We start from the raw sequence: 24,857 nt of genomic DNA, 5'->3' as shown, positions 1-24,857 counted from the left end.
GCCGCAGGGCCGCCCGGCGCCACCGCGCCACGGCGTGCGTCAGGCGTGCTCGGCGTCCCGCAGGCGTGTGCGCAGCCGTCCCATCGCCGCCGTGTGGATCTGGGAGATCCGCGACTCGGTGACCCCGAGGACGCGCCCGATCTCGGCCAGCGTCATGCTCTCGTAGTAGTAGAGGACCACCACGAGCCGCTCGCGCTCACCCAGGCACTCGATCGCCCGGGACAGCAGGTACTTCGTCTCCTGGGCCTCCACGGAGCCTGCGGGGTCGTCGGCACGACGGTCACCGAGCGTGTCCGCGAGCGTGGCCGCACCCGGGCGGTCGTCGCTGCCGGCGAGCATCTCGTCGAGCGCGGCGATGTTCACCGAGGCGAGCTGCGAGTAGACGGCGCGCAGCTCGGACACGGGCAGCTCGAGCCGCTGCGCGACCTCGGCCTCGGTCGGCGCGCGGTGCAGGGTCGCCTCGAGCTCGCCGTAGGCACGGTCGACCGCGCGGGCCTTGGTGCGCACCGACCGCGGCACCCAGTCCATGGCCCGCAGCTCGTCGATGATGGCGCCGCGGATGCGGGACGACGCGTACGACTCGAACTTCACGGCTCGGTCGGTGCAGTACTTCTCGATCGCGTCGATGAGACCGAACATGCCGTACGACACCAGGTCGGCGTGCTCGACCGTGGACGGCAGCCGCATGCCGATGCGCCCGGCGACCGCGGTCACGAGCGGCACGTAGTGCAGGATCAGCACCTCGCGGGCCTTCGCGCAGCGCGAGGCCGTGAACCGGGACCAGGCGTCGTCGACCGGCGTCGGCGCGGGGACCGCGGTCGGCGCGGCGGGCGCCTCCTCGACGGCGACCGAACGCTGCTGCGGGATCACACCGGCGGGTGCCGTACCGGGCCGGTACTCCCGCAGCGCCGCGGGGGCCTCGCCGGCGAGGGCTTCGTGCAGTGCCGTCATCGTCGGCTCCGTCTCTGTGCGGGTGGTGCTGGTGGAGAGGCGGGGGGAAGGGGCCCCGCCCGGGAGGGTGGTCATGGCGTCAGGCCCGCGGGTGCGCGAGCTCGAAGGCCGAGCGGAGCCGCTCGGCCGAGACGTGGGTGTAACGCTGCGTCGTCGACAGGCTCGCGTGGCCGAGGATCTCCTGGACCGTGCGCAGGTCCGAGCCACCCTCGAGCAGGTGCGTCGCTGCCGTGTGGCGCAGCGCGTGGGGCGCGACGTCGTCCACGCCGACCAGCGCCGCGAGCTCGTGCACGACCGTGCGGACCTGGCGCTGGTCGATCCGCCCACCGCGCCGGCCGAGCAGCAGGGCGCCGCACGAGTCCTCGCGCACCAGACGCGGGCGACCCGTCGCGAGCCACGCGCCGACCGCGCGGGCCGCCGGACGCCCGAAGGGCACGACGCGCTGCTTGTCGCCCTTGCCGACGACCCGCAGCGTCAGCTCCTGGAGGTCGAGGTCGTCGACGTCGGCGCCGCACAGCTCGCCGACGCGCACGCCCGTGGCGTAGAGGAGCTCCACCGTCGCCCAGTCGCGCACGTGCACGGGGTCCCCGTCGGCCGCACGCTCGCGCGCCGCGTCCAGGAGCCGCGTGACGGGCTCGAGCGCCAGGACGGTCGGCAGCGCGCCGCCCGCGCGGGCGGTCCCCAGGCGCAGCGTGGGGTCGGCGGAGACGCGGCTCGTGTGCGTCGCCCACCGGAAGAAGGTCCGGGCCGCAGCGGCGCGCCGGGCGACGGTCGCACGGCTGAGATCCGCCGCCGCCATCGCCGCCAGCCAGCCGCGCAGCACCGTGAGGTCGATCTCGTCCACCCGGGTGACACCCTGCCGCACCGCGTGGTTCAGGAGATGGTCCACGTCGCCCAGGTAGGCACGGACCGTGTGCTCCGAAACGCCGCGCTGCGCACGCAGGTGCAGAGCGAAGTCGCCGCACAGGCGCACCCGCTCGGGTGCCCCGTTCGTGATCTCCGCCATCTGCATGCCCCTAAGGTGACGTGCGCCACGACGTTCGGACAAGGGCGGCGATACTTTTCGAAGAATGCACCGCACGAATTAGCCGACAATGTCCGATCCGTTGGAGCGGATCCCCCCGAACGCCGGTTTTTTTCACCCAACCGCTACTCATGCCCGTCCGCCACCACCCAACCGGACGCGGTCCGGCGAGCCAGACCCTCGAGCTCGAGCAGCCCGAGCATCGCACGCGCCTGCGCAACCGTCGTCCCGGCACGCGCGGCCACCACGGTCACGTCACGCGCGGTACGCCGCGCGAGCCCGTCGTGGACCAGGCGCGCGAGCGGATCGAGTCCGTCAGTCGGACGGGTGACGCCGGCATCCGGCGTCGGAGCCAGGTCGGGCCCTACGTCACCGGCGAGCTCGATGGCCTCGGCCGCGTCGGTGATGCACACCGCGACGCCGTCGCGCAGGAGCCGGTGGCACCCCGCCGACGCCGCGGACGTGACGGGCCCCGGGACGGCCCCCACAGGCCGCAGGAGGCGCGCGGCGTGGTGCGCGGTGCTCGCCGCACCGGAGCGCCACGCCGCCTCGACGACCACCGTGGCCTGGGCCGACGCCGCGATCAGCCGGTTGCGCTGCAGGAACCGCGCGCGGCTCGGCGTCGCCCCCGGAGGCACCTCGCTGAACAGGCTGCCGCCCGCACGGACGACCTCCTCGAGCAGGCGCGCGTTGCCGGCCGGGTACGCCCGGTCCACTCCCCCCGCCAGGACGACGTGCGTGACACCCCCGCCGAGCAGCGCGCCGCGGTGCGCTGCCGCGTCGATGCCGTAGGCGCCGCCCGAGACGACCGCCCACCCCCGGCGGGCGAGCTCGACCGCGAGGTCCACGGTGACCCGCTCCCCGTACGTCGTGCTGGCGCGGGCGCCCACGACCGCGAGCGTGCGGTCCGCGACGGGCGGCGCGCCGCGGACCCACAGGGCGAAGGGTGTGAGTACGCCCAGGTCGTCGAGGCCTCGCGGCCACGCCGGGTCACCCGGCACCACGAGCCGGGCACCGCACCGCTGCGCGGCCGCTCGGTCCCGCTCCGGGTCGAGCGCGGGCCACCGGGCCGCCCAACGGGCGACGCCGAGCCCCACCCGGCGTCGGAGCGCGTCGTCGCCACCTCCTCCGAGAGTTTCGAGAACCGCCCAGTCCGGGTGCGGCGTCGCCACGGCGTCCGCGACCCAGGCGAGGGCAGGCGCGGCGCCGCACGCCTGGACGAGCGCACCGGCGACGGCGTCCCCGGGCTCCGCGAGCGCACTCCACACGGCCCGGGCAGCTCGCTCGTCGTCCGGTGCGACGCACCACGTGACGCCCGGCGGGGTCCCGGTCATGCGCCGTGCCCCCGCGTCCGCAGCGCCAGCGCGTGCGCGACGTCGTGCCGGTGGGGGGCGGCGCGGCCGTCGAGGTCGGCGACGGTCCACGCGACCCGCAGGACACGGTCCGCCCCGCGCAGGCTGAGCGTGCCGCGGTCGACGGCACGGTCGAGGTCGGCCACGAGCGCGCGGTCGGCCCCGAGGCGCGCGTGCAGCCGGCGCGCGGGCACCTCGGCGTTGGTCCGCCACCCGGTGCCGCGCCACCGCTCGCGCTGCGCGGCGCGCGCGGCGGCGACCCGGCGGGCGACCGCGGCTGTGCCCTCCCCGGCGGCGTCCGTCGCACGCGCCGCCGGTACCTCGAGCTGCAGGTCCACGCGGTCGAGCAGCGGCCCCGAGAGCTTGCCGAAGTACCGGCGCCGCTGCTCCGGTCGGCACGTGCACGCCAGGCCCTTGCCGACCGCGTGACCGCACGGGCAGGGGTTCGCCGCGAGCACCAGCTGGAACCGCGCGGGGTAGCGCGCGCTCCCGGCGGCACGGTGCAGCACGAGCTCACCGTGCTCGAGCGGCTGGCGCAGCGTCTGCAGGACGGCGGACGTGAACTCCGGAGCCTCGTCGAGGAAGAGCACCCCGCGGTGCGCGCGCGACGCGGCGCCCGGCCGCGGCAGCCCGGACCCCCCACCGACGATGCTCGCCGGTGTCGCCGTGTGGTGGGGGTCCTCGAACGGCGGCCGCCGCACGAGTCCGCCGCCGGGGTCGAACGTGCCGGCGACCGAGTGCACGGCCGTGACCTCGACGGCGTCCGGCTCGTCGAGGTCCGGCAGGATGCCGGGTAGCCGCGCCGCGAGCATGGTCTTGCCCGCGCCCGGCGGCCCGACCATGAGGAGGTGGTGCCCACCCGCGGCGGCCACCTCGAGCCCGTACCGCGCCTCCTCCTGCCCCAGCACCTCGGCCAGGTCGGGATGCTGCCGCACGGGCGCGGCCGTGACGACGTCGCGCACGGGCTCCACCTGCGGCACCGCGACGTCGGCGCCGTGGTGCGCGGCGACCTGCGCGAGGCTGTCGGCCGGGAGGACCTGGGCACCGGGTACGAGACCGGCCTCCGCGGCGTTGCCGCGCGGCACCACGATGCGCGGGTGCCCCGCGGCGACGGCAGCCGCCACCGAGGGCAGCACGCCGCGGACGGGCCGGAGGCGGCCGTCGAGGCCCAGCTCACCGAGGTGCACCCAGCCCGCGACGGAGCCGGCGTCCACCGTCCCGGCACCCGCGAGGGTGGCGACGGCGACCGCGAGGTCGAACGACGACCCGGCCTTGGGCAGCGTCGCCGGCGAGAGGTTGACCGTGATCCTGCGGTTGGGCCACGTCATGCCGCAGGACGTCACCGCGGCCCGCACCCGGTCGCGCGCCTCGGCGAGCGAGGCGTCGGGCAGCCCCACGAGCGTGAACGCCGGCAGGGACGCCGCCAGGTGGGACTCGACGTCGACGAGGTGTCCGACGAGCCCGACCAGCGCGACCGCGCGGGTCCGGCCCAGCACTCAGACCACCCCCACGAGGTGCTCGACCTGCGCCGCCCCGGCGCGCGGCACCACCACGGCGACGACGTCGACCCGGACCGACCGCACGCGCACGTCGTGCTCGGTGAGCCACCGCGCCGTGAGCCGCCGCAGCCGCGCGAGCTTGCGGTGCGTCACCGCCTCCGCCGGGTGCCCGTAGGCCGTGGAGCGGCGCGTCTTCACCTCGACGGCGACGAGCTCGTCGCCGTCGAGCGCGACGATGTCGAGCTCGCCCTCCCCGCAGCGCCAGTTGCGCGCGAGCACCGTCCAGCCCTGCGCCGCGACGAACCTCGCCGCCACGTCCTCCCCGTACCGCCCGACCGCGTCCTTCGCCCGCACGTCGACCACCTCCGGCCACGGAGCCTGCCGGTGCGCGACGCACGTCGGACGACACCCGGACGGATCTGTGGAGGAGCCCGTCGCTGGACGGGGCTGGGGTCGGCTCGGCGCCGTCGACGGCGCACCCGCGCACCGGCGCGGACGTCAGCGGGTGAAGCCCGTCCCCGTCCCGAGGTCCAGCTCGGCCTTCGCGAGCTCCTCGACGTTCACGTCCTTGAACGTCACCACGCGCACGGACTTCACGAACCGCGCCGACCGGTAGACGTCCCACACCCACGCGTCGACGAGCGAGAGCTCGAAATAGACCTCACCGGCCGCCGAACGCACCTGCAGGTCGACGTGGTTCGCCAGGTAGAACCGTCGCTCGGTCTCGACGACGTACGAGAAGAGGCCGACCACGTCGCGGTACTCGCGGTACAGCGCGAGCTCCATGTCGGTCTCGTAGTTCTCCAGGTCCTCGGCGCTCACCGCACCATCATCCCCCATCGCGCCGTCACGACGGTGCGCGCAGCACCTCGTCCGGCAGCAGCGGCTGCGTGTGCCACCCCTCACCGCTCGTCGCGACCGCCGGCTCCTGCACGGTCGGCAGGCGCCACGACCGGCGGTGCAGCGGCGTCGGCCCGAGCTCGCGCAGCGCTGCGACGTGCTCGGGCGAGGCGTAGCCCTTGTTCTCGTCCCAGCGGTACTCGGGGTGGGCAGCGGCGTGCTGCACCATGAGGGCGTCGCGCTCGCACTTCGCCAGCACGCTGGCCGCCGCCACGGTGGCGCAGGAGCGGTCGGCCTTGACGCGCAGGTGCACGGCCGGCACCCGCAGGTCCGGCGAGGGCGCGAACAGCTCGCTCTGGGTCCCGAAGAGGTCGGGCTCCGGCGGTGTCAGCCAGTCGTGCGAGCCGTCCAGGACGACCGCGTCGACCTGCTCCACGACCTCGAGGACGCTGCGCAGCGCGCGCGTCCCCGCCAGCCGCAGGGCGGCCACGATCCCGCGGTCGTCGATCTCGGTGGGGGACGCGTGGCCCACGGCACGCGCGACGCCCCAGCGGCCCAGCGAGGGCAGCAGGGCGGCGCGGGCGGCGGGGGTGAGCAGCTTGGAGTCCGCGACGCCGCGCGGCGCCGAACGCGTCCCGACGTCCACGACGACGACGCCGACCGAGACGGGCCCGGCCAGGGAGCCGCGCCCGACCTCGTCCATGCCGGCGACGTACCGCAGACCGGTCCGCAGCAGCGCACGCTCGTGGCGCAGGTGCGGGACGGGTCGCGGGGCCGCACGACGCGCGGGACGTGTCGTGGACGCGACGACGCGGCGCGTGGGAGGCGCCCCGAGCTCCGTCGTCATCCCGCGTCGGGCACGTTCGCGAACGTCTCGGACGGGTTCGTCAGCGCCGTCAGCCGGTCGACGGGCCACACGGTCACGAACGCCACACCGACGACGTTCGCGATCGGCACCGAGCCACCGCCGGGCTTGCCCCGGTTGCGGCGCGAGTCGGCGGACTGCTGGCGGTTGTCGCCCATGACCCACAACGAGTTCTCGGGGACCACGACGTCGAACTCCATCTCGCTGGGCTGCGCGCCCGGGGCGAGGTACGGCTCGTCGATCGGGACACCGTTGACCGTGATCGGTTCGCCGGGTCCCGCGCACGCCACCCGGTCGCCCGGCAGGCCGATGATGCGCTTGACGAGGTGCTCGCCGGCGTCCTGCGGGAGCAGGCCGATGAACGTCAGCCCGTCGTTGACGGCCTGGCCGAACGGGCTGCGCTCCTTCTCGAGCTCCGGCGGCAGCCACCCGCCCGGGTCCTTGAACACGACCACGTCACCGCGGCGCAGATCGAACGGGCCGGGAGTGAGCTTGCTCACGAGGATCCGGTCGTTCTCGACGAGCGTCTCGCGCATCGACTGCGAGGGGATGAAGAACGCCTGCACGAGGAAGGTCTTGACGACGAGCGACAGCACGAGTGCGCTGACGAGGATGATCGCCGTCTCGCGCACCCACGACCACGCGGTGGACGGGCGCCGGCGCACCGCGTCCCGGTCACGGCCCGGCTCGTCGTCGCGCTCCGCGCGGGCGCGGGACGCCCACCCCTGCCCGGCGCCGCCGACCCGCGCACCCGTGGGCGTCCACAGCGGCCGTGCAGCGCTCGGGGGGACGTCGGCGGGGCGGCCCGAGGACGGCGTCGGCACCGTCCCGTCGGCTCGGAACTCGGTCACCGACACACTCTGACACGGACAGGCGCTCCGCGGGGTGCGCTCGCCACGACGCGAGACCAGGCCGGGGGTCTGCTGGACGCGCGCTGTGCAGCAGACACCGGCGGACGACGACGGGCGGCCACCCACAGGGGTGACCGCCCGTCGCGACGTGCGCAGGAGCGCGCTGCGTCAGCCCTTCTTGGCCGGGGCGTTCTCGCGCTTCTCCTTGATCTTCGCCTTCTTGCCGCGCAGCGCGCGCAGGTAGTACAGCTTGGCCCGGCGGACGTCACCGCGCGTCACGACCTCGATCGACTCGATCGAGGGGGTGTGCAGCGGGAAGGTCCGCTCGACGCCGACGGCGAAGCTGATCTTGCGGATCGTGAAGGTCTCACGCACACCGGCGCCCTGACGGGCGATGACGACACCCTGGAACGCCTGGATGCGGGAGCGGTTGCCCTCGACGACCTTCACGTTGACCTTGAGGGTGTCACCGGGGCGGAAGTCCGGGTGGTCGTGCCGCAGCGATGCTGCGTCGAGCGCGTCGAGCGTGTGCATGTCGTGTCGCTTCCCCGCCCTGCCGCAGGTCAGAACGTGATCGACGGGCGCGCGCGCTGCCGTGGCGAGGGCACGCGCCCGAGGGTCGGGTCTGTCGGTCCGGACCGGGCTCCCGGCGACGCCGGTCCGGTCCGCGCGTCACAGGCGCTCCCCCCTGCGGCAGGGAGGCGGCGGACGCACACCGAGGGGAAAGTCTGCCACACCGCGACGTGGTGACCCAATCCGTGGACGCTCCCGCGCCCTCAGTCGCCGACCACCGCGGCACGCACGTCCCGCAGCCCTCCGTCGACGAGCTCCCACCCGCATGCGGCGAGCACCTCGAGGTCACGGCGGTCCCACCCCTGCGGGTCGCGCAGCGTCAGCAGGTCCGGTCGCCGCGCCGCGGTCCGGCGCAGGGCCTCGTCGCGCCGCCAGCGCGCGATCCGGGCGTGGTGGCCGGACAGCAGCACGTCGGGCACGTCGTGCCCCTGCCACGACGGCGGCTTGGTGTACACGGGGTACTCGAGCAGGCCCGCGGCGCCGTGCGACTCCTCGACGAGCGACTCGGGGTTGCCGACGACGCCGGGCAGCAGACGCGCCACCGCCTCGACCACCACGAGCGCCGCCACCTCCCCGCCGTTGAGGACGTAGTCGCCCAGCGAGACCTCGGTGACCCGCCCGCGCGCCGCGTAGTGCTCGACGACGCGCGCGTCGATGCCCTCGTAGCGCCCGCACGCCACGACCAGGTGCTCCTCGCCGGCCCAGCGCTCGGCGGTCCGCTGCGTGAACCGCTCGCCGGCAGGCGACGGCACGAGCAGCCGCGCCTCGGGTGTGAGCACGTCGTCCAGCGCGCGCCCCCACACGTCGGGCCGCATCACCATGCCCGCGCCGCCGCCGAACGGCGTGTCGTCGACCGTGCGGTGGCGGTCGTCGGTCCAGCCCCGCAGGTCGTGCACGCGCAGGTCCAGCAGGCCGGCGGCGCGCGCCTTGCCGACCAGCGACAGATCGAGCGGCGCGAGGTACTCCGGGAAGATCGAGACGACGTCGATGCGCACGTCTCAGCCCTCGCCGCCGGGGGCGCCGCGGGTCTCGTCGCTGACGACGAGGTTCGCCGCGTCGGCCGCGAGCAGACCACCCGGCGGATCGAGGACGACGCGGCCGCCGGCCACGTCGACCACGGGCACGATCGCGGCGACGAACGGCACGAGCGTGCGCGCCCCGTCCGCCTCGCGCAGCACGAGCACGTCGTGCGCCGGAAGGTGCTCCAGGCCGACGACCTCGCCCAGGAGCCGGCCGTCGGCCGCGTGCTCCGCGCGCAGCCCCACGAGCTGGTGGGGGTACCAGGCGTCGTCCTCGTCCGCCTCGTCGTCGTCGCTGTCGACGACCAGCGCGACGCCGCGCAGCGCCTCGGCCGCGGTGCGGTCGGTCGCCTGCACGAACGTCACGTACCACCGACCCTGGGCCTCGCGGACGCGGGCGATCTCGAGCGGTCCCGCGGACGCGGGCTGGGTGGCGATCCGGGCACCGACGACCAGCCGGTCCTCGGGTGCGTCGGTCCGCACGTCGAGCGCGACCTCGCCGCGCAGGCCGTGCGCGCGCCCGATCCGGGCGACGGTCAGCAGCATGTCTCTCCCTCCCCCGACCACGTCGGGGACGACGACGGCCCGGCCCCTCGACGAGGGACCGGGCCGTCGGTGTGTCTGGCGGTCAGCGCCGGTCGACGTCGACCACGTCGACGCGCACCGCACCGTCGGGCGACAGCGCCCCGACCACCGTGCGCAGCGCACGGGCGGTCCGGCCGCCGCGGCCGATGACGCGGCCGAGGTCCTCGGGGTGCACGCGCACCTCGAGCATCTCGCCGCGGCGCAGCGACGACGCACGCACGCGCACGTCGTCCGGGTGGTCGACGATGCCGCGCACCAGGTGCTCGAGCGCGTCGGCGAGCATCAGGCCTGCTCGTCCTCGGCGGGGGCCTCGGCCGGGGCCTCGGCGGCGGCGGCCTTCTTCTCCGAGGCCTTCGCCTTCACCTTCTCGGCGTCGAGCGCGGCGGCCTCGACGGCCGCCTTCGGGTCGGCCTTGGCCTCCTTGACGCGCAGCGTGCCCTCGGCGCCCGGCAGGCCCTTGAACTTCTGCCAGTCACCGGTGACCTTGAGCAGCGCGAGGACCTGCTCGGTCGGCTGCGCGCCGACGCCGAGCCAGTACTGCGCCCGCTCGGAGGTGATCTCGATGAGCGAGGGCTCCTCGGTCGGGTGGTACTTGCCGATCTCCTCGATCACGCGACCGTCGCGCTTGGTGCGCGAGTCGGCGACGACGATGCGGTAGTACGGCGCGCGGATCTTGCCCAGGCGCTTGAGACGGATCTTCGTTGCCACGAGGTGGTGTTCTCCTGATGTCTGCTGAGGTGGCCTCGCGGCGCTTCCCGTGGGGTGGGCGCGCTGGTCCGGCCGGAGGACACGGACACCGTGCAGGTAGAGGGGCTGCACGGGCCGAGTACAGCCGACCATTGTGCCAGATCGACGGCGTCGGTAACGAATCCGCGCGTGCGGGCGCCCGCAGCGACAGCTCCCGACCTCGAGCACCCCGAGGACTTGCCGTCGCCGAGGCACCCCTGCGCCGTTCTCGTCAGCGCACGCGCGCGCCGCGCAGCACCACGGCCCGCGGCGCGGCCAGCACCGCGACGTCGGCGCGTGGGTCCGTGTCGTAGACGACGACGTCGGCGCTCGCCCCCTCGGCGATGCCGGGCACGCCCAGCCACTCGCGCGTGCGCCACGACGCGGCCGCGACGACGTCGTGCGCCGGGATCCCGGCGCGTGCCATCTCGGCGGCCTCGTCGGCGATCCGGCCGTGGCTGATCGTGCCCCCCGCGTCGGTGCCGACCAGCACGCGCACGCCCGCGTCGTGCAGGTCGCGCACGTGGTCGTACCGGCGGGCGTGCATCGTGCGCATCCGCTCCGCGAACCGCGGGTAGCGCGCCTCGCCCTGCGCGGCGATCGCCTCGAACTGCCCGACCTGGAGCAGCGTCGCCGTCACGGGCACGCCGGCCGCGGCGATCCGCTCGATCTGTGCGGGCGTCGCACCCGTCGCGTGCTCGAGGCAGTCGACGCCCGCGTCGAGCAGGGGGTCGAGCGCCTCGTGGCTGAACGTGTGCGCGGTGACGCGGGCGCCGGCCGCGTGCGCGACCGCCACGGCCTCGGCGAGCACGTCGTCCGGCCACAGCGGACGCAGGTCGCCGTCGGGGCCGAGGTCACGGTCGATCCAGTCCGCGACGAGCTTGATCCAGCCGTCGCCCCGCGCGACCTCCTCGCGGACGGCCTGCGGCAGCTGCGCCGGGTCGGTCAGCTCGCGCCCGTAGTGCCGCAGGTAGCGCTTGGTGCGCGCCAGGTGGCGGCCGGCACGGATGAGCCGCGGCAGGTCCGGGCGGGCGTCGACCCAGCGCGTGTCGGCCGGCGAGCCCGCATCACGCACGAGGAGCACGCCCGCGTCGCGGTCGGCCCACCCCTGCGCCCGCGCGGTCGCGTCGTCGACCGCACCGTCGGCGCCCAGGCCGATGTGGCAGTGCACGTCCACGAGGCCCGGCAGCACCCACCCCTCGAGCACGGCCTCGGCGGGCGCGGGCGGCTGCTCCAGCGTGAGGCGGTCCCCCACGACCCACGCCTCACCGACCTCGTGCTCGTCGCCGAGGACGACCGTGCCGCGCAGGTGGGTGATCACGACGAGGTCAGCGACCCTTGAACAGGTCACCCAGGCCGGACGGCAGGCTGGACGGGTCGAGCTCGGAGGTCTCCGTGGCCGGAGCGGCGCCCAGGCCGAACGCCGACCCCGCGGGCGCCGCCGGTCCCGCCGCCGCACGCGCCGCGGCGGCCCGCTCCTGCTCGGCACGCTTCGCCGGGTTGCCCGAGCGCGCCTTGCCACGCTTGGGCTGGGGCGCCTGCCGGCCCCGGGACTTCTTGCCGCCCATGCCCGGCAGGTTCCCCATGCCCGGCATGCCGCCGGGCATCCCGCCGCCCTTGGCCATCTGGCGCATCATCTTCTTCGCGCCGTCGAACCGCTCGAGGAGCTGGTTGATCTCGCTCGTGGTGGTGCCGGAGCCACGCGCGATGCGGGCGCGGCGCGAGCCGTTGATGATCTTGGGGTTCTGCCGCTCGCCCGGCGTCATCGAGCGGATGATCGCCTCGATGCGGTCGACCTCGCGCTCATCGAAGTTCTCCAGGGCCTCACGCATCTGCCCCATGCCCGGCAGCATGCCGAACATCTTCTTGATCGAGCCCATGTTCTTGAGCTGCTGCATCTGCACGAGGAAGTCCTCGAGCGTGAAGTCCTCACCGGCGACGAGCTTGCCGGCCATCTTCTCGGCCTGCTCGGCGTCGAACGCCTTCTCCGCCTGCTCGATGAGGGTGAGCACGTCGCCCATGTCGAGGATGCGCGAGGCCATCCGGTCGGGGTGGAAGACCTCGAAGTCGGTGAGCTTCTCGCCCGTGGAGGCGTACATGATCGGGCGCCCGGTGACGCTCGCGATCGACAGGGCCGCACCACCGCGCGCGTCGCCGTCGAGCTTGGAGAGCACCACACCCGTGAACCCGACGCCGTCGGCGAAGGCCTGCGCCGTGGTGACCGCGTCCTGGCCGATCATCGCGTCGACGACGAACAGCACCTCGTCGGGCTGCACGGCGTCGCGGATGTCGGACGCCTGCGCCATGAGCTCGGCGTCGACGCCGAGGCGGCCGGCCGTGTCGACGACCACCACGTCGTGCTGCTTCTGCCGCGCGGTCTCGACACCGGCGCGCGCGACGGCGACCGGGTCCGCACCCGCGGGCAGCACGTCGTCGGCACCCTGGTTGCCCGGGTGGGGCGCGTACACCGGCACACCAGCCCGCTCGCCGACCACCTGGAGCTGCGTGACGGCGTTGGGACGCTGCAGGTCGGCCGCGACGAGCAGCGGCGTGTGGCCCTGCTCGCGCAGCCACAGCGCCAGCTTGCCCGCGAGGGTCGTCTTGCCCGCACCCTGCAGACCCGCGAGCATCACGACGGTCGGCGGCTGCTTCGCGAACGCGAGCGTCCGCGTCTGCCCGCCGAGGATCGCGACGAGCTCCTCGTTGACGACCTTGACGACCTGCTGGGCCGGGTTGAGCGCCGCCGAGACCTCCGCCGACAGCGCCCGCTCGCGGACGGCGCCGGTGAACTGGCGCACGACCGTGACCGCCACGTCGGCGTCGAGCAGCGCACGGCGGATCTCGCGGATCGTCGCGTCGATGTCCGCCTCGGACAGGCGGCCCTTCGTGCGCAGGTTCTTGAACGTCGACGTGAGGCGGTCGGACAGGGTGGCGAACAAGCTGGGCCTCGCGGTGGTCGGCGGGACGGCTACGGACGTCCCAGGGTACCCGCCAGCGCGCGCGTGGCCCGGGCGGCGAGGTCGTCGACGAGCGCCGCGCGCCACGCCGTCCACGCCGCGGGCCCCGCGGCCGACGCGTCGGCCTCGGTGAGCGCGCGCAGCAGGGCGAGCAGGTCCGCGCGGTGGTCGACGGCGTCGAGGAGCCGCGCGACGGTCAGCGGATCCTCGTGGTCCGCCGTCGTCGCGAGCTCGGACAGCGTGAGGTGCTCGCGCACGAGCCGCGTCACGTCCGCCGCGACCTCCGGGCCGAAGCCCATGCGCGCGACGATCGGCCCGGCGAGCCGCGCACCCTCGACCGAGTGGTCGCCGGCACCCGCCCGCTTGCCGATGTCGTGCAGCAGCGCCGCGAGCAGCAGGGTCTCCGGCGTCTCGACGGCCCGCCGGTCCCGGCCGGCGCGCGCGACGGTCTCGATCAGGTGCCGGTCGACCGTGTGCCGGTGGATCGCCGAGCGCTGCGGACGGTTGCGCACCCCCGCCCACTCGGGGATCCACGTGGTCGCGACGCCCGCGAGGTCGAGCGCCTCCCACACGGGAACCTGGGCCGCGCCCGAGCCGAGCAGGTGCACGAGGTGCTGACGCGCGGCGCGCGGCCACGGCGTCGGCAGGGGCGGTGTCGCCTCGAGGCTCGCGACGGTGACCGGCGACAGGACGAGGCCCGTGCGGGTCGCGGTCGCCGCCGCCCGCAGCGACAGCACCGGGTCCTCGGCCGGACGCGCGTCGACCGCGAGCACGATCTCGCCGTCGTGCTCGACGAGCCCTTCGGCGATCGTGCGCAGACGCGGCGGCGTGCGCCTCCCGCGCACGATCATGGGCGTGCGCGCGGGGCGCTGCAGCGCCTGGCGCGCGTTGCGCGCCGTGGTGTCCAGCGCGTAGGAGATGACCCGCCCGGCCTCCGCGATCGAGGCGAGCAGGTCGTCGCGGTCGTCGAACCCGACGAGCGAGGCCACCTCGTCCTGGTCGGCCTGCAACAGGCGGTTGGTGTGGCGGCGCGTGACCACCTGCACCGCGTCGCGGACGTCGAGCAGGTGTGCGTACGCGTGGTCGACCGCGCCGTGCGGTCGGTCGGTGAGCCATGTCGCGGCGAGCGCCGACAGCACGACCGCGTCCCGGATGCCGCCGCGCGCCTCCTTGAGGTCCGGCTCGATGAGGTACGCCAGCTCACCGTGCCGGTCGGCCCGCTGCCGCGTCGACGACAGCAGCTCGGGCAGCCGGCGGCGCGCGGCCGAGCGCCAGTCGGCCAGCAGCGCCGACGTCGCGCGGGCGATGACCACCCCGTCACCCGCGACGGGCTGCAGCTCGAGGAGCCCGACCGCCGCCGGCAGGTCCTTCGACGCCACCTGCCGGCACTGCGCGAGCGAGCGCACCGAGTGGTCGAGGTCGAGCCCCGCGTCCCAGATCGGGTACCACAGGCGCTCGGCGAGGCGGGCGAGCTCCTCGGCCGAGTGCCCCCGTCCCTCGTGGACCAGCAGCAGGTCGAGGTCCGACACCGGGCTCGCGTCGCCGCGCCCCACGCTCCCGACGACGCCCAGTGCGACGCCCTGCACGTCGCGCCCCTCGGTCGCCTCCGTCCACAGCCGGGCCAGTGCGCCGACCACCAGGTCGGCCACGGCTCGACGGCGTGCCACGCCGTCACTGCCCGGTGCCATCATCCGTGCCGCCAGGTCGAGCCTCGCAGCCCGCAGGTCCCGCACCCCGGGGGGGTGCGGGACCTGCGGCTGCTGCGGCGACCCGGCCGCGCCCCCCGCGGGCGGCCGTCCGGTCGTCATCTGCGCGCTACGACCCGGCGCTCAGAGTGCGTCGTCGCCGTGCTCACCGGTGCGGACGCGAGCCACGTCCTCGACCGGCACGACCCAGACCTTGCCGTCACCGATCTTGCCGGTCTGCGCGGCCTGCACGACCACCTCGGTCACGCCGGCCACGTCCTCGTCCGCGACGAGGACGTCGATGCGGACCTTCGGCACGAGGTCGACCGTGTACTCCGCACCTCGGTAGACCTCGGTGTGGCCCTTCTGGCGGCCGTAGCCGCTGGCCTCGCTGACCGTCAGACCGCGGACCCCCGCAGCCTCGAGGGCCGACTTCACGTCGTCCAGCCGATGCGGCTGGATGATCGCCGTCACGAGCTTCGTCATCACTTCACCTCCGACACGACACGGGCGCCGCCCAGGTTCTCGTACGCGGTCTCGCCGTGCACCGCGAGGTCGATGCCGCCGACCTCGACGTCCTGCGAGACGCGCCACCCGAGCGTGGCCTTGAGGATGAGACCGATCACCAGCGTCACCAGGCCCGAGAACAGGACCGCCACGAGGGCGATCACGATCTGGATGACGAGCAGGTTGGCGCCACCGCCGAAGAAGAGACCACCGTCGGCGGCGAGGAAGCCGATCATCACCGTACCGACGAGGCCACCGACGAGGTGGACGCCGACGACGTCGAGCGAGTCGTCGTAGCCGAACTTGTACTTCAGGCCGACCGCCAGGGCGCAGAGCGCACCGGCGACCACACCCAGGACGATCGACGTCACGGGGCGCAGGGCACCCGCGGCCGGCGTGATGGCGACCAGGCCCGCGACGATGCCGGACGCGGCGCCGAGCGAGGTGGCGTGGCCGTCACGCAGCTTCTCCGTCACGAGCCACGCGAGCATCGCGGCCGCGGTGCACACGGTGGTGTTGACCCACGCGAGGCCGGCGCTCTCGTTGGCGCCGAAGGCGGAGCCGCCGTTGAAGCCGAACCAGCCGAACCACAGCAGGGCCGCACCGAGCATGACGAACGGCAGGTTGTGCGGGCGCATCGCCTCGGTGCCGAAGCCCTTGCGCTTGCCGACGATGAGCGCGAGCACGAGGGCCGCGACACCGGCGTTGATGTGGACGACCGTGCCACCGGCGAAGTCGATCGGTGCCGTGTTCGCGGCGCCGTCCGTCGTGCCGAAGATCAGCGCGGCGATGGAGCCCTCGGCGCCGGACAGCTGGCCGCCGCCCCACACCATGTGCGCCATCGGGAAGTACGCGACCGTGACCCACACGGCCACGAACGCCATCCACGTGCCGAACTTGACCCGGTCGGCGATCGCGCCGCTGATGAGCGCGACGGTGATGATCGCGAACGTCACCTGGAACGCGACGTCGATGACCTGCGGGTAGTTGCCCAGCGGGCTGGCCACCGCGGCACCGTCGGCGTCGAACAGCGTGCCGCTGAGGCCGAACTGGTCGAACGGGTTCCCGAAGATCCCGGCGACGCTCGAGCCGTACGACGTCGACCATCCCCACAGCACGTAGATCACGCCGACGACGCCGATCGCGCCGAACGACATCATCATCATGTTCAGGACGGACTTGCCCCTGACCATGCCCCCGTAGAAGAACGCCAGTCCTGGCGTCATGAGGAGCACCAGGGATGCTGACGTCAGCATCCAGGCTGCGGCTCCGGTGTCCCACTCCATGTCTGCACTCCCCTCGCCAGCCGGGCGGCCGGACGGGGACAACTGTGGAGCGGGGCGGTTTCACAGGACCGGCACGGGCGTTACACGCGTGTGACAGCCGACATCACCGCGTAAACATCGGGTTTCGTGCTGGGCGGATGTCCAGCGTCCGGGAGGGTTCGTCCCGTTCGCGCGTCAGGTCTGCAGGAGCCCGTCGACGAATGCCTCGGGGTCGAACGGCGCCAGGTCGTCCGGTCCCTCGCCGAGGCCCACCAGCTTCACGGGCACCCCGAGCTCGCGCTGCACGGCCACGACGATGCCGCCCTTGGCGGTGCCGTCGAGCTTGGTGAGCACGATGCCGGTGACGCCGGCCACCTCCCCGAACACGCGGGCCTGGTTGAGCCCGTTCTGGCCCGTCGTCGCGTCGAGCACCAGGAGCACCTCGGACAGGGGCGCGGTGCGCGTGATGACGCGCGTGATCTTGCCGAGCTCGTCCATGAGGCCCGCCTTGTTCTGCAGGCGCCCCGCGGTGTCGACGAGCACGACGTCCGCGCCGTCGGCGACACCGGTGCGCACGGCGTCGAAGGCCACCGCGGCCGGGTCGGCGCCGTCCCGGTCGGAACGGACGGTCGGGACCCCGACGCGTGAGCCCCACGTCTGGAGCTGGTCGGCGGCAGCGGCACGGAACGTGTCCGCGGCCCCGAGCACCACGCGGCGGCCGTCCGCCACCAGCACACGCGCGAGCTTGCCGACCGTCGTGGTCTTGCCGGTGCCGTTGACCCCGACCACGAGCACGACCGCGGGGAGTCGCTGCCCGTCCTCGGCCGTCGTCGGCTCCGTGGCGAGCGTCCGGTCGAGACTCGGGTCGACGAGCGCGAGGAGCTGCTCGCGCAGCACCGCGCGCGCCTGCTCGCCGTCGCGCAGGCCGTCGACGCGCACGCGCGTGCGCAGCGCGTCGATGAGCTCGTCCGTGGGCCCCGCACCGACGTCGGCGAGCAGGAGCGTCTCCTCGAGCTCGTCCCAGTCGTCCTCGGTGAGGTGGTCGCGCGACAGCACGCCCAGCAGGCGGGTCCCCAGCGGCGATCCCGAGCGCGCGAGCCGCTCGCGCAGGCGGCGCAGCCGGCCGGCGGTGGGCTCGGGCGTCTCCAGAGGCGGCGCCGCCAGGTCGTCGGGCACGACCAGGTCGTCGGGGCCGGCGGTGGGCGCCGCGGCGCCGTCGACGGGGGCGGGCGCCTCGGGTGCGGTGACGACCGGCGGCGCCGCGCCGTCGCCCGTCGGCTCCGTGCCGGCCTGCGGCGGGGCGTCGGACCGGCGACGGCGTCCGAGGAGGACTGCCGCGGCCGCCGCCACGAGCACGGGGGCACCGACGAGGTAGGGCAGGAGTTCGTTGTCCACGTGGACAGTCTGTCGGGCGCCGCGGCCTCCGGGCGACCCGAGGCCCGCGTGCCGCGTCTCACGTCACGACGCGGGACCGCGCGGCGACGCCGGACCCCGCGCCGTCAGCGCGACGTGCGGTGCAGCTCCCGGCCGCGGCGCGGCCGCACGACGGCCGTCGCCCGCTCCGTGGCGTGGCGCACGTTCTCGACGAGGTCGTCGGGGTTCAGGTAGCCGTCCCCCTCCGACGCGGTCGCCCGCAGGAAGTCGGCGAGCGACAGGTCGACCGGTGCAGCGGACGCCGCGCGGGCGGCGGCCGCCTGCTCGGGGTCGGGGTCGCGACGGGCCTTCCACCCGCGACGGAAGGTGCGCCATGGTCCGTCCTCGTCGGAACGCGAGGACACCAGGACGAGCACCGCGGCAGCGGCGAGCAGGGACAGCAGGATCCAGATCACGACGGCCACGCTCCCAGTGTCCGACGCCCGCGTGGCCGTCGCCCGGCGACGCACGACCGTCGGGCCGAACCCGCGCACAACCTTCACACGGCGTCACCCGGCCGCGCCGACACGCCCGCCGCCCGCTCGGCCCGCGCGGGTCCTGCGGCGGGCGGCCGCCCCTACGCCGGCACGTCCTCCGCCATGCGCTGGCTGATGACCGTCGTCACGCCGTCGCCCCGCATCGTCACGCCGTACAGCGCGTCGGCGATCTCCATCGTGCGCTTCTGGTGCGTCACGACGATGAGCTGGGAGTCCTCCTGCAGCTCGCGGAAGATCCCCAGCAGACGGCCGAGGTTGGCGTCGTCGAGCGCGGCCTCGACCTCGTCCATGACGTAGAACGGGCTGGGCCGGGCCTTGAAGATGGCGACCAGCAGCGCGACGGCCGTCAGGGAGCGCTCGCCGCCGGACAGCAGCGAGAGCCGCTTGACCTTCTTGCCCGCAGGCCGCGCCTCGACCTCGATGCCCGTGGTGAGCATGTCGTCCGGGTCGGTGAGGACGAGCCGGCCCTCACCGCCCGGGAACAGCCGCGGGAACACGTCGTCGAACGCCGCCGCGGTGTCGCGGTAGGCGTCCGAGAACACCCGCTCGACGCGCTCGTCGATGTCCTTGACGATCTCCAGGAGGTCCGCGCGCGACTTCTTGAGGTCGGCGAGCTGCTCGACGAGGAACTGGTGCCGCTCCTCGAGCGCGGCGAACTCCTCGAGCGCGAGCGGGTTGACCTTGCCGAGCAGCGCCAGCGCGCGCTCGGCGGCGCGCAGCCGCTTCTCCTGCTCGGCGCGCACGTACGGCACGGCGGTCGGCGCGTCCTCGTCCGGCTCCGCGCCGGGCACGGGGACGACGGGCACGTCGCGGTGCGGGCCGAACTCGTCGAGGAGCACCTGCGGGTCCAGACCGAGCTCCTCGACGGCGCGCGTCTCGAGCTGCTCGATGCGCAGCCGCTGCTCGGCGCGCGCGACCTCGTCCTTGTGCGCGACGTCGGTGAGCTCGGCGAGGTCGCGCGCGAGCCCGTCGACGCGGGTGCGGACCGCCGCGAGCGCCGCGTCCCGCTCGGCGCGTGCCGCCTCGGCGGCGTCCCGCGCGTCGGACGCGCGACGCAGCGCACGGTCGAGCAGCCCGCCGGTGTGCACGGCGGCGGTGTGCACGGCGAGCGCGACGGCCGCCTGCCGGGCGCGCTCCTCCTGCCGACGCGCGGCCTTCTCACGTGCCGCGCGCTCGGACGCCGCCGCGCGCTCGAGCGACTCGGCGCGTCCGGCCAGCGCACGCGCCCGCTCCTCCCCCGTGCGCAGCGTCAGGCGAGCCTCGGTCTCCCGACCGCGTGCCGCCGTCGCCTCGGCGGCCGTCGCGTCCCGTCGCCCCGTGGCCTGCGCGATCGACGCCTCGGAGTCCTCCGGTGCGACCTCGACGGCCGCGAGCCGCGCGGTGAGCTCGGCGAGCGTCGTGTGGTCCTCGGCGAGCGTCGTGCCCGCCGCGTCGAGGGAGCGCTGCACCCGCTCGGCCTCCGCACGCGCCGCGCGCGCGGCCGACCCCAGGTGGCCGAGCTGCTCGGCGACGGCCGCCAGCGCGGCGTCGGACTCGTTGAGGCGGTCGAGCGTCGCGTCCACCTCGGCCTGCGCGGCGGCGCGCGCGTCGCGCGCGGCCGTCAGATCGAAGCGCAGCCGCTCGGCGGCGGCCGTGGCCGTGGCCGCGGCGGCCCGCGCGGCGTCGAGCGCTCCCTGCAGGTGCAGCGCGCTCGGCGCGGACGCCGACCCACCCGACGCGCGGAAGCGGGACAGGACGTCGCCGGCGCGCGTCGCGACGACGAGGTGGGGGTGGGAGGCGACCAGGGGGCGCGCGGCGGCGAGGTCGTCGACGACGACGACGTCGGCGAGCAGCGCGCGCACCGCGTCTCGCACCGCAGCCGGGGCCTGCACGAGGTCGACGGCGCGCTCGACCCCGGACGGCAGGTCGGCGACCGCGACCTCGCCGGCGCCGGCGACCATGAGCGTCGCGCGGCCTGCGTCCTCGGTGCGCAGGTGCCGGATCGCGTCGACAGCCGCGTCCACCGACTCGACGGCGACCGCGTCGGCCACGGCACCCAGCGCGGCGACGATCGCCTCCTCGTCGCGCGCGTCCACGCTCAGCAGCGCCGCGACGGACCCGACGACACCCGGCAGCCCGTCGGCCGCGAGCAGCGCCCCGGCGCCGTCCTTGCGGTCCAACGACAGCTCGAGGGTCTCGGCGCGCGACGTCTGCTGGTCGCGCTCGCGCTCGGCGGCGCGCAGCTCCTCCTCGAGGGACGCGACGCGCTCCGTGGCCGCGTCCAGGGCCTCGGCCGCCGCCTCGTGCTCGGCATCGAGGCCCTCCTCGCCCTCCTCGACACCCGCCACCTGGGTCTCGAGCGCGGCGAACCGGGTGGTCGCCTCGCGGGCACGCTCCTCGGCGGCCGCGAGGCTCTCGCGCAGGCGGCCGATCTCGGCCTCGGTCGCCTCGACCCGGCTGCGGCGTGCGGCCACCTGCCCTGCGAGCCTCGCGACGCCCTCCCGGCGGTCCGCCGCCGCCCGCTGCAGATCGGCCAGCGCGCGTTCGGCGGCGGCGGCGGCGGTCTCCGCCTCCTGCCGCGCCGCACCCGCGGCGGCGACGGCGGTGCGCGCGAGGTCGACCTCGGCGGCGAGCTCGGCCTCGGCGCGACGCACCCGCTCGGCCTGGGCCTCGAGATCGGCGGGGTCCTGCCCGCCGGTGCGCTCGGCGGACGCCGTGCCGAGCAGACGCGCACGGTCCGCGGCGAGGGACGCGGTCCCACGCACGCGCTCGCGCAGCGAGGACAGGCGGTACCAGACCTCCCCGGCCTCGCTCACGGCGGGAGCGGCCTCCGCGGCCTCCCGCTCGAGCGCACCGAGCCGGGCACGCGCCTCGGCGAGCTCCCCCTCGACCAGCTCGCGGCGCTCGCGCACCGCGGACTCGTCGGCGATCTCCTGCTCGAGCCGGGCGCGCAGCTGCGCGAGGTCGTCGGCGAGGAGACGTGCGCGCGAGTCCCGCAGGTCCGCCTGCACGACCGCGGCCTTGCGCGCGACCTCGGCCTGCCGGCCCAGCGGTCCGAGCTGGCGGCGGATCTCGGCCGTGAGGTCGCCGAGGCGCGTGAGGTTGCCCTGCATCGCGTCGAGCTTGCGCAGGGCCTTCTCCTTGCGCTTGCGGTGCTTGAGGACGCCCGCGGCCTCCTCGATGAACCCGCGGCGTTCCTCGGGCGTCGCGCGGAGCACGGCGTCGAGCTGCCCCTGCCCGACGATGACGTGCATCTCACGGCCCAGACCGGAGTCGGACAGCAGGTCCTGGATGTCGAGCAACCGGCACGCGCGCCCGTTGATCGCGTACTCCGAGCCGCCGTTGCGGAACAGCGTGCGGGAGATCGTGACCTCGGAGTACTCGATCGGCAGCGCACCGTCCGTGTTGTCGATCGTCAACGACACCTCGGCGCGGCCCAGCGGCGGGCGGCCGGACGTGCCGGCGAAGATGACGTCCTCCATCTTGCCGCCGCGCAGGGACTTGGCGCCCTGCTCCCCCATGACCCAGGCGAGCGCGTCGACGACGTTCGACTTGCCCGAGCCGTTCGGCCCCACGACGCACGTGATGCCCGGCTCGAAGCTCAGGGTCGTCGCCGAGGCGAACGACTTGAACCCGCGCAGGGTCAGGGTCTTGAGGTGCACGTAGGCAGCCTAGGCAACGTCGGCACCCTCCCCGCGCACGTGCGGCACGACGCGGCGCGCCCTCGGGACGGCGTGCGGGGGTGCCGTCGTGCGACGGCACCCCCGCACGGTCCGCCCGAGGACCGGTGGGTCAGAGCGCGGGGAACCAGAGGGCGATCTCGCGCGCCGCGGACTCCTCGCCGTCCGAGCCGTGCACGACGTTCTCGATGAGCTTGGTGCCCCAGTCGCGGGCGAGGTCGCCGCGGATCGTGCCGGGGGCCGCGACCGTCGGGTCGGTCGCCCCGGCGAGCGAGCGGAAGCCCTCGATGACGCGGTGCCCCTCGACGACGGCCGCGAGCACGGGGCCCGAGCGCATGAAGTCGACGAGGGCACCGACGAACGGCTTGCCGGCGTGCTCGGCGTAGTGCTCGGCGAGCAGGGCCTCGTCGGCGTGCCGCAGCTCGACGGCGACGAGCGTATAGCCCTTCGCCTCGATGCGACGCAGCACCTCCCCGACGTGACCCCGGCGCACACCGTCGGGCTTGACGAGGACGAGAGTGCGCTGCGGTGCAGGTGCGTCAGTCATGCCCGTCACCCTATCGGCGGACGGCCCGCGGCCGCCCGCACCGCGCACCCGTCTCAGGCGGGCGTGGGCCCCTCCGGGTGCGCCGCGTCCCACTCGGCACGCTCCCGGTCGATGCGCCCGCCGAGGCGCAGCGACACGAACCACATCGCCACGAACACCGCGCCGACGCCGTACATCATCGGCACGAGGACGCCGAAGCCGAGCACGGCCAGCTGTGCGAGCGTCCCGGCGACGTAGCCGCCGGGACGGCCCACGTACCCGGACAGCAGCACGAGGATCAGGAACGTCACACCCCCGAGCGTCCACACGGTCGCGGGGGGCGCGACGCGCAGGCCGAAGGCGACGAGCGTCGCGAAGGCCACGACGAACGCCTCGAGGAGCAGCGTCATCTGCGTGAACTGCGGCTTCGCCGAACGCTTGGGCCGGGTCGGGGCGGGCTGGTGCGCGCTCATCCGACCAGGCTAGCCGCGGCCGGGCCATCACCCGCGCCCGCCGGGCACCGCGGACGCCGGAGCACCCTCGCGCACGGCGTCGCGTGCGTCACACCTCGCCGAAGCCGGCCTCGACGTCGGCGACGAGCCGCTCGACCGCCTCGCTCGCCTGCGGGCCCTGTGCGGTGATGGTCAGCACGTCGTCACGTGTCGCCCCGAGCTTCATCAGCTCCAGGACGCTCGCGGCGTTCACGCCGTTCACCTGGACCCTGGCGTCGTAGTGCGCGAGCATCCGCACGATGAGCGCCGCCGGCCGGGCGTGCAGCCCGAGCGGGTTGCGCAGCGCCGCCGAGGCCTGCACGGAGCCGTCGGGCGCGACGGTCGGCGCCGTCGCCGGCACGGACGGCGGGGCAGCTACCGGCACCGCCCCCAGGGACTCGATCGCGGCCGCGGGGCGCGCCGACGGCACGTCCGGGCCGCCGGGGGCCGGCCGGAACGTGGCCGCCGCGGCGTGCGCGGACGCGAGCACCGCGGCCAGGTCGGCCTTCCCGTGCGCGGTCACCGCCGCAGCCACGGCACCCTCGACGAACGGCGCGTCGGCGATCCGCACACGCGCGGCGAGGTGCTCGTCGAGCATCTCCACGACAGCCTCGGACGTCAGGACCGCGGACCCCAGGTCGGCGACCACCACCGCGGACCGGCCGTCGCTCGTCGCATCGCGCACGGCGGTGTCGACGCGGTCGAAGCTCGTGCCCAGCCGTCCGTCGTCCGTGCCACCCGCGGCGACCAGGCGCACGCCTGGCGCCATCTGCGCGGCCACCTCCACCGTGCCCTCCGCGAGCGCACGCGAGTGCGACACCAGCACCAGCGCCACCGGCGCCCAGCGGTCCGTCACCGGATCCTGCCTCCCCCGCGACGTCGTCGTCGCGCGTCCGCGCCGCCCCCGGGTGGGAGCGGTCGTCGATCGTCAGTCCGCCGCCGCTGCCGCCTGGGCGGCCGCGACCAGGATGAGCTCGCTCGAGCGCGCCCCCGGGTCGAGGTGCCCGGCCGACCGCTCGCCGAGGTAGCTCGCGCGCCCCTTGGTGGCCACCAGCGGCACGGTCGCGATCGCACCGGTGTGCGCCCCCTGCGCCGCCGCTGCGAGCACTGCCGAGGGCGGAGCACCGTGGTCGGCCGCCTCGACGGCCGCGGCGACCGCCGGCGTCCACGCGTCGACCATCGTCTTCTCCCCCGCCCCGGCGCGGCCGCGCGCGACGATCCCGTCGAGCGCCGCCTCCAGCAGCGCCACGACGCCGTCCGCACCGAGCTCCCGGGCGGCGCCGGTCTTCGACGCGCGCAGGTAGGCCGTGCCGTACAGCGGTCCGGCGGCACCGCCGACGGTCGACATGAGGGTCGTCGCGACGAGCTTGAGCACGTCGCCGACGCTCGCGGGCGGGGCGTCGAGCGCGTCGAGCTTGGCCACGACCGCGCGGAAGCCGCGGTCGAGGTTCTCGCCGTGGTCGCCGTCGCCGATCTGCCGGTCCAGCTCCACGAGCTCGTCCCGGTGCTCGGCGACGGCCGCGGCGCTGCGCCGCACCCAGTCGACGGCCCATGCCGCGTCCAGCGTCATCC

Annotated in this window: 25 protein-coding genes; all 25 read right to left on the bottom strand. The window is 75.2% G+C overall.

Annotation, left to right across the window (positions count from 1 at the left end; genetic code table 11):
• Window positions 1–39: 39 nt before the first annotated feature.
• Window positions 40–951 carry a FliA/WhiG family RNA polymerase sigma factor gene (locus CFLA_RS07485; protein WP_148234311.1) on the bottom strand — a complete coding sequence of 304 codons (912 nt, stop codon included), beginning with the start codon at window positions 949–951 and terminating at the stop codon, window positions 40–42.
• Between the two features lie 79 nt (window positions 952–1,030).
• Complete coding sequence (locus tag CFLA_RS07480; RefSeq protein ID WP_013116713.1) at window positions 1,031–1,957, bottom strand: tyrosine recombinase XerC; 927 nt, start codon at window positions 1,955–1,957, stop codon at window positions 1,031–1,033.
• A 143-nt stretch (window positions 1,958–2,100) separates the two neighbouring features.
• Window positions 2,101–3,309 carry a DNA-processing protein DprA gene (gene dprA / locus CFLA_RS07475; protein ID WP_013116712.1) on the bottom strand — a complete coding sequence of 403 codons (1,209 nt, stop codon included), beginning with the start codon at window positions 3,307–3,309 and terminating at the stop codon, window positions 2,101–2,103.
• The gene (locus CFLA_RS07470; RefSeq protein WP_013116711.1) at window positions 3,306–4,823 is read right to left on the bottom strand and encodes a YifB family Mg chelatase-like AAA ATPase; all 1,518 of its coding nucleotides are present in this window, start codon (window positions 4,821–4,823) and stop codon (window positions 3,306–3,308) included. The genes dprA and CFLA_RS07470 overlap by 4 nt, the downstream gene beginning before the upstream one ends.
• Window positions 4,824–5,180 (bottom strand): YraN family protein, encoded by a 357-nt coding sequence (locus CFLA_RS07465; RefSeq protein WP_013116710.1) that lies wholly within the window; start codon window positions 5,178–5,180, stop codon window positions 4,824–4,826.
• 144 nt (window positions 5,181–5,324) lie between these two features.
• Window positions 5,325–5,648, bottom strand: a complete 324-nt coding sequence (locus CFLA_RS07460; RefSeq protein ID WP_013116709.1) for a DUF2469 domain-containing protein — start codon at window positions 5,646–5,648, stop codon at window positions 5,325–5,327.
• 25 nt (window positions 5,649–5,673) lie between these two features.
• Window positions 5,674–6,513 (bottom strand): ribonuclease HII, encoded by an 840-nt coding sequence (locus CFLA_RS07455; RefSeq protein WP_013116708.1) that lies wholly within the window; start codon window positions 6,511–6,513, stop codon window positions 5,674–5,676.
• Window positions 6,510–7,382: a signal peptidase I gene (lepB, locus tag CFLA_RS07450; RefSeq protein ID WP_013116707.1), complete on the bottom strand. Its 873-nt coding sequence runs from the start codon at window positions 7,380–7,382 to the stop codon at window positions 6,510–6,512. The genes CFLA_RS07455 and lepB overlap by 4 nt, the downstream gene beginning before the upstream one ends.
• A gap of 168 nt (window positions 7,383–7,550) precedes the next feature.
• On the bottom strand, window positions 7,551–7,916 hold the full coding sequence (gene rplS / locus CFLA_RS07445) for a 50S ribosomal protein L19 (RefSeq protein WP_013116706.1): 366 nt from the start codon (window positions 7,914–7,916) through the stop codon (window positions 7,551–7,553).
• A 242-nt stretch (window positions 7,917–8,158) separates the two neighbouring features.
• Window positions 8,159–8,950 carry a tRNA (guanosine(37)-N1)-methyltransferase TrmD gene (gene trmD, locus CFLA_RS07440; RefSeq protein WP_013116705.1) on the bottom strand — a complete coding sequence of 264 codons (792 nt, stop codon included), beginning with the start codon at window positions 8,948–8,950 and terminating at the stop codon, window positions 8,159–8,161.
• A gap of 3 nt (window positions 8,951–8,953) precedes the next feature.
• On the bottom strand, window positions 8,954–9,520 hold the full coding sequence (rimM, locus tag CFLA_RS07435) for a ribosome maturation factor RimM (RefSeq protein WP_013116704.1): 567 nt from the start codon (window positions 9,518–9,520) through the stop codon (window positions 8,954–8,956).
• 82 nt (window positions 9,521–9,602) lie between these two features.
• Window positions 9,603–9,842 carry an RNA-binding protein gene (locus CFLA_RS07430; RefSeq protein ID WP_013116703.1) on the bottom strand — a complete coding sequence of 80 codons (240 nt, stop codon included), beginning with the start codon at window positions 9,840–9,842 and terminating at the stop codon, window positions 9,603–9,605.
• On the bottom strand, window positions 9,842–10,267 hold the full coding sequence (gene rpsP / locus CFLA_RS07425; protein ID WP_013116702.1) for a 30S ribosomal protein S16: 426 nt from the start codon (window positions 10,265–10,267) through the stop codon (window positions 9,842–9,844). Before rpsP ends, CFLA_RS07430 begins: the two co-directional genes overlap by 1 nt.
• Before the next feature lie 250 nt (window positions 10,268–10,517).
• Window positions 10,518–11,606, bottom strand: coding sequence for an amidohydrolase family protein (locus tag CFLA_RS07420; RefSeq protein ID WP_013116701.1), 1,089 nt, complete (start codon window positions 11,604–11,606; stop codon window positions 10,518–10,520).
• A 7-nt stretch (window positions 11,607–11,613) separates the two neighbouring features.
• Window positions 11,614–13,224 (bottom strand): signal recognition particle protein, encoded by a 1,611-nt coding sequence (ffh, locus tag CFLA_RS07415; RefSeq protein WP_013116700.1) that lies wholly within the window; start codon window positions 13,222–13,224, stop codon window positions 11,614–11,616.
• A 29-nt stretch (window positions 13,225–13,253) separates the two neighbouring features.
• Window positions 13,254–15,050: a [protein-PII] uridylyltransferase gene (locus tag CFLA_RS07410; RefSeq protein WP_013116699.1), complete on the bottom strand. Its 1,797-nt coding sequence runs from the start codon at window positions 15,048–15,050 to the stop codon at window positions 13,254–13,256.
• A 21-nt stretch (window positions 15,051–15,071) separates the two neighbouring features.
• Complete coding sequence (locus tag CFLA_RS07405; protein ID WP_013116698.1) at window positions 15,072–15,413, bottom strand: P-II family nitrogen regulator; 342 nt, start codon at window positions 15,411–15,413, stop codon at window positions 15,072–15,074.
• Window positions 15,413–16,720, bottom strand: a complete 1,308-nt coding sequence (locus CFLA_RS07400; RefSeq protein WP_013116697.1) for an ammonium transporter — start codon at window positions 16,718–16,720, stop codon at window positions 15,413–15,415. Before CFLA_RS07400 ends, CFLA_RS07405 begins: the two co-directional genes overlap by 1 nt.
• 174 nt (window positions 16,721–16,894) lie before the next feature.
• Window positions 16,895–18,094 carry a signal recognition particle-docking protein FtsY gene (ftsY, locus tag CFLA_RS07395; RefSeq protein WP_013116696.1) on the bottom strand — a complete coding sequence of 400 codons (1,200 nt, stop codon included), beginning with the start codon at window positions 18,092–18,094 and terminating at the stop codon, window positions 16,895–16,897.
• Between the two features lie 104 nt (window positions 18,095–18,198).
• Window positions 18,199–18,537, bottom strand: a complete 339-nt coding sequence (locus CFLA_RS07390; RefSeq protein WP_148234309.1) for a hypothetical protein — start codon at window positions 18,535–18,537, stop codon at window positions 18,199–18,201.
• Window positions 18,538–18,689: 152 nt separating this feature from the next.
• Window positions 18,690–22,250 (bottom strand): chromosome segregation protein SMC, encoded by a 3,561-nt coding sequence (gene smc, locus CFLA_RS07385; RefSeq protein ID WP_013116694.1) that lies wholly within the window; start codon window positions 22,248–22,250, stop codon window positions 18,690–18,692.
• 130 nt (window positions 22,251–22,380) lie between these two features.
• On the bottom strand, window positions 22,381–22,815 hold the full coding sequence (gene ndk / locus CFLA_RS07380; RefSeq protein ID WP_013116693.1) for a nucleoside-diphosphate kinase: 435 nt from the start codon (window positions 22,813–22,815) through the stop codon (window positions 22,381–22,383).
• Window positions 22,816–22,868: 53 nt separating this feature from the next.
• The gene (locus CFLA_RS07375) at window positions 22,869–23,267 is read right to left on the bottom strand and encodes a DUF4233 domain-containing protein (protein WP_013116692.1); all 399 of its coding nucleotides are present in this window, start codon (window positions 23,265–23,267) and stop codon (window positions 22,869–22,871) included.
• A gap of 88 nt (window positions 23,268–23,355) precedes the next feature.
• Window positions 23,356–24,141, bottom strand: a complete 786-nt coding sequence (gene dhaM, locus CFLA_RS07370; RefSeq protein WP_013116691.1) for a dihydroxyacetone kinase phosphoryl donor subunit DhaM — start codon at window positions 24,139–24,141, stop codon at window positions 23,356–23,358.
• Between the two features lie 72 nt (window positions 24,142–24,213).
• A complete protein-coding gene (gene dhaL, locus CFLA_RS07365) occupies window positions 24,214–24,855 on the bottom strand; it encodes a dihydroxyacetone kinase subunit DhaL (RefSeq protein ID WP_013116690.1) in 642 nt (213 codons plus the stop codon).
• Window positions 24,856–24,857: the final 2 nt, after the last annotated feature.

It is taken from the genome of Cellulomonas flavigena DSM 20109 (assembly GCF_000092865.1).
Classification (GTDB): domain Bacteria; phylum Actinomycetota; class Actinomycetes; order Actinomycetales; family Cellulomonadaceae; genus Cellulomonas; species Cellulomonas flavigena.
The sequence above is the reverse complement of the archived record's forward strand: the minus strand, read 5'-3'. Positions and strand labels throughout refer to the sequence as shown.

Bases quoted from the DNA above. Each gene is read 5' to 3' on its own strand.
- CFLA_RS07480 (WP_013116713.1), bottom strand. From the start codon at position 1,957: ATGGCGGAGATCACGAACGGGGCACCCGAGCGGGTGCGCCTGTGCGGC.
- ndk (WP_013116693.1), bottom strand. From the start codon at position 22,815: ATGACTGACGCACCTGCACCGCAGCGCACTCTCGTCCTCGTCAAGCCC.
- CFLA_RS07405 (WP_013116698.1), bottom strand. From the start codon at position 15,413: ATGACGAAGCTCGTGACGGCGATCATCCAGCCGCATCGGCTGGACGAC.
- dprA (WP_013116712.1), bottom strand. From the start codon at position 3,309: ATGACCGGGACCCCGCCGGGCGTCACGTGGTGCGTCGCACCGGACGAC.
- rimM (WP_013116704.1), bottom strand. From the start codon at position 9,520: ATGCTGCTGACCGTCGCCCGGATCGGGCGCGCGCACGGCCTGCGCGGC.
- CFLA_RS07455 (WP_013116708.1), bottom strand. From the start codon at position 6,513: ATGACGACGGAGCTCGGGGCGCCTCCCACGCGCCGCGTCGTCGCGTCC.
- CFLA_RS07485 (WP_148234311.1), bottom strand. From the start codon at position 951: ATGACGGCACTGCACGAAGCCCTCGCCGGCGAGGCCCCCGCGGCGCTG.
- rplS (WP_013116706.1), bottom strand. From the start codon at position 7,916: ATGCACACGCTCGACGCGCTCGACGCAGCATCGCTGCGGCACGACCAC.
- CFLA_RS07410 (WP_013116699.1), bottom strand. From the start codon at position 15,050: ATGACGACCGGACGGCCGCCCGCGGGGGGCGCGGCCGGGTCGCCGCAG.
- dhaL (WP_013116690.1), bottom strand. From the start codon at position 24,855: ATGACGCTGGACGCGGCATGGGCCGTCGACTGGGTGCGGCGCAGCGCC.
- CFLA_RS07400 (WP_013116697.1), bottom strand. From the start codon at position 16,720: ATGGAGTGGGACACCGGAGCCGCAGCCTGGATGCTGACGTCAGCATCC.
- CFLA_RS07430 (WP_013116703.1), bottom strand. From the start codon at position 9,842: ATGCTCGCCGACGCGCTCGAGCACCTGGTGCGCGGCATCGTCGACCAC.
- CFLA_RS07375 (WP_013116692.1), bottom strand. From the start codon at position 23,267: ATGAGCGCGCACCAGCCCGCCCCGACCCGGCCCAAGCGTTCGGCGAAG.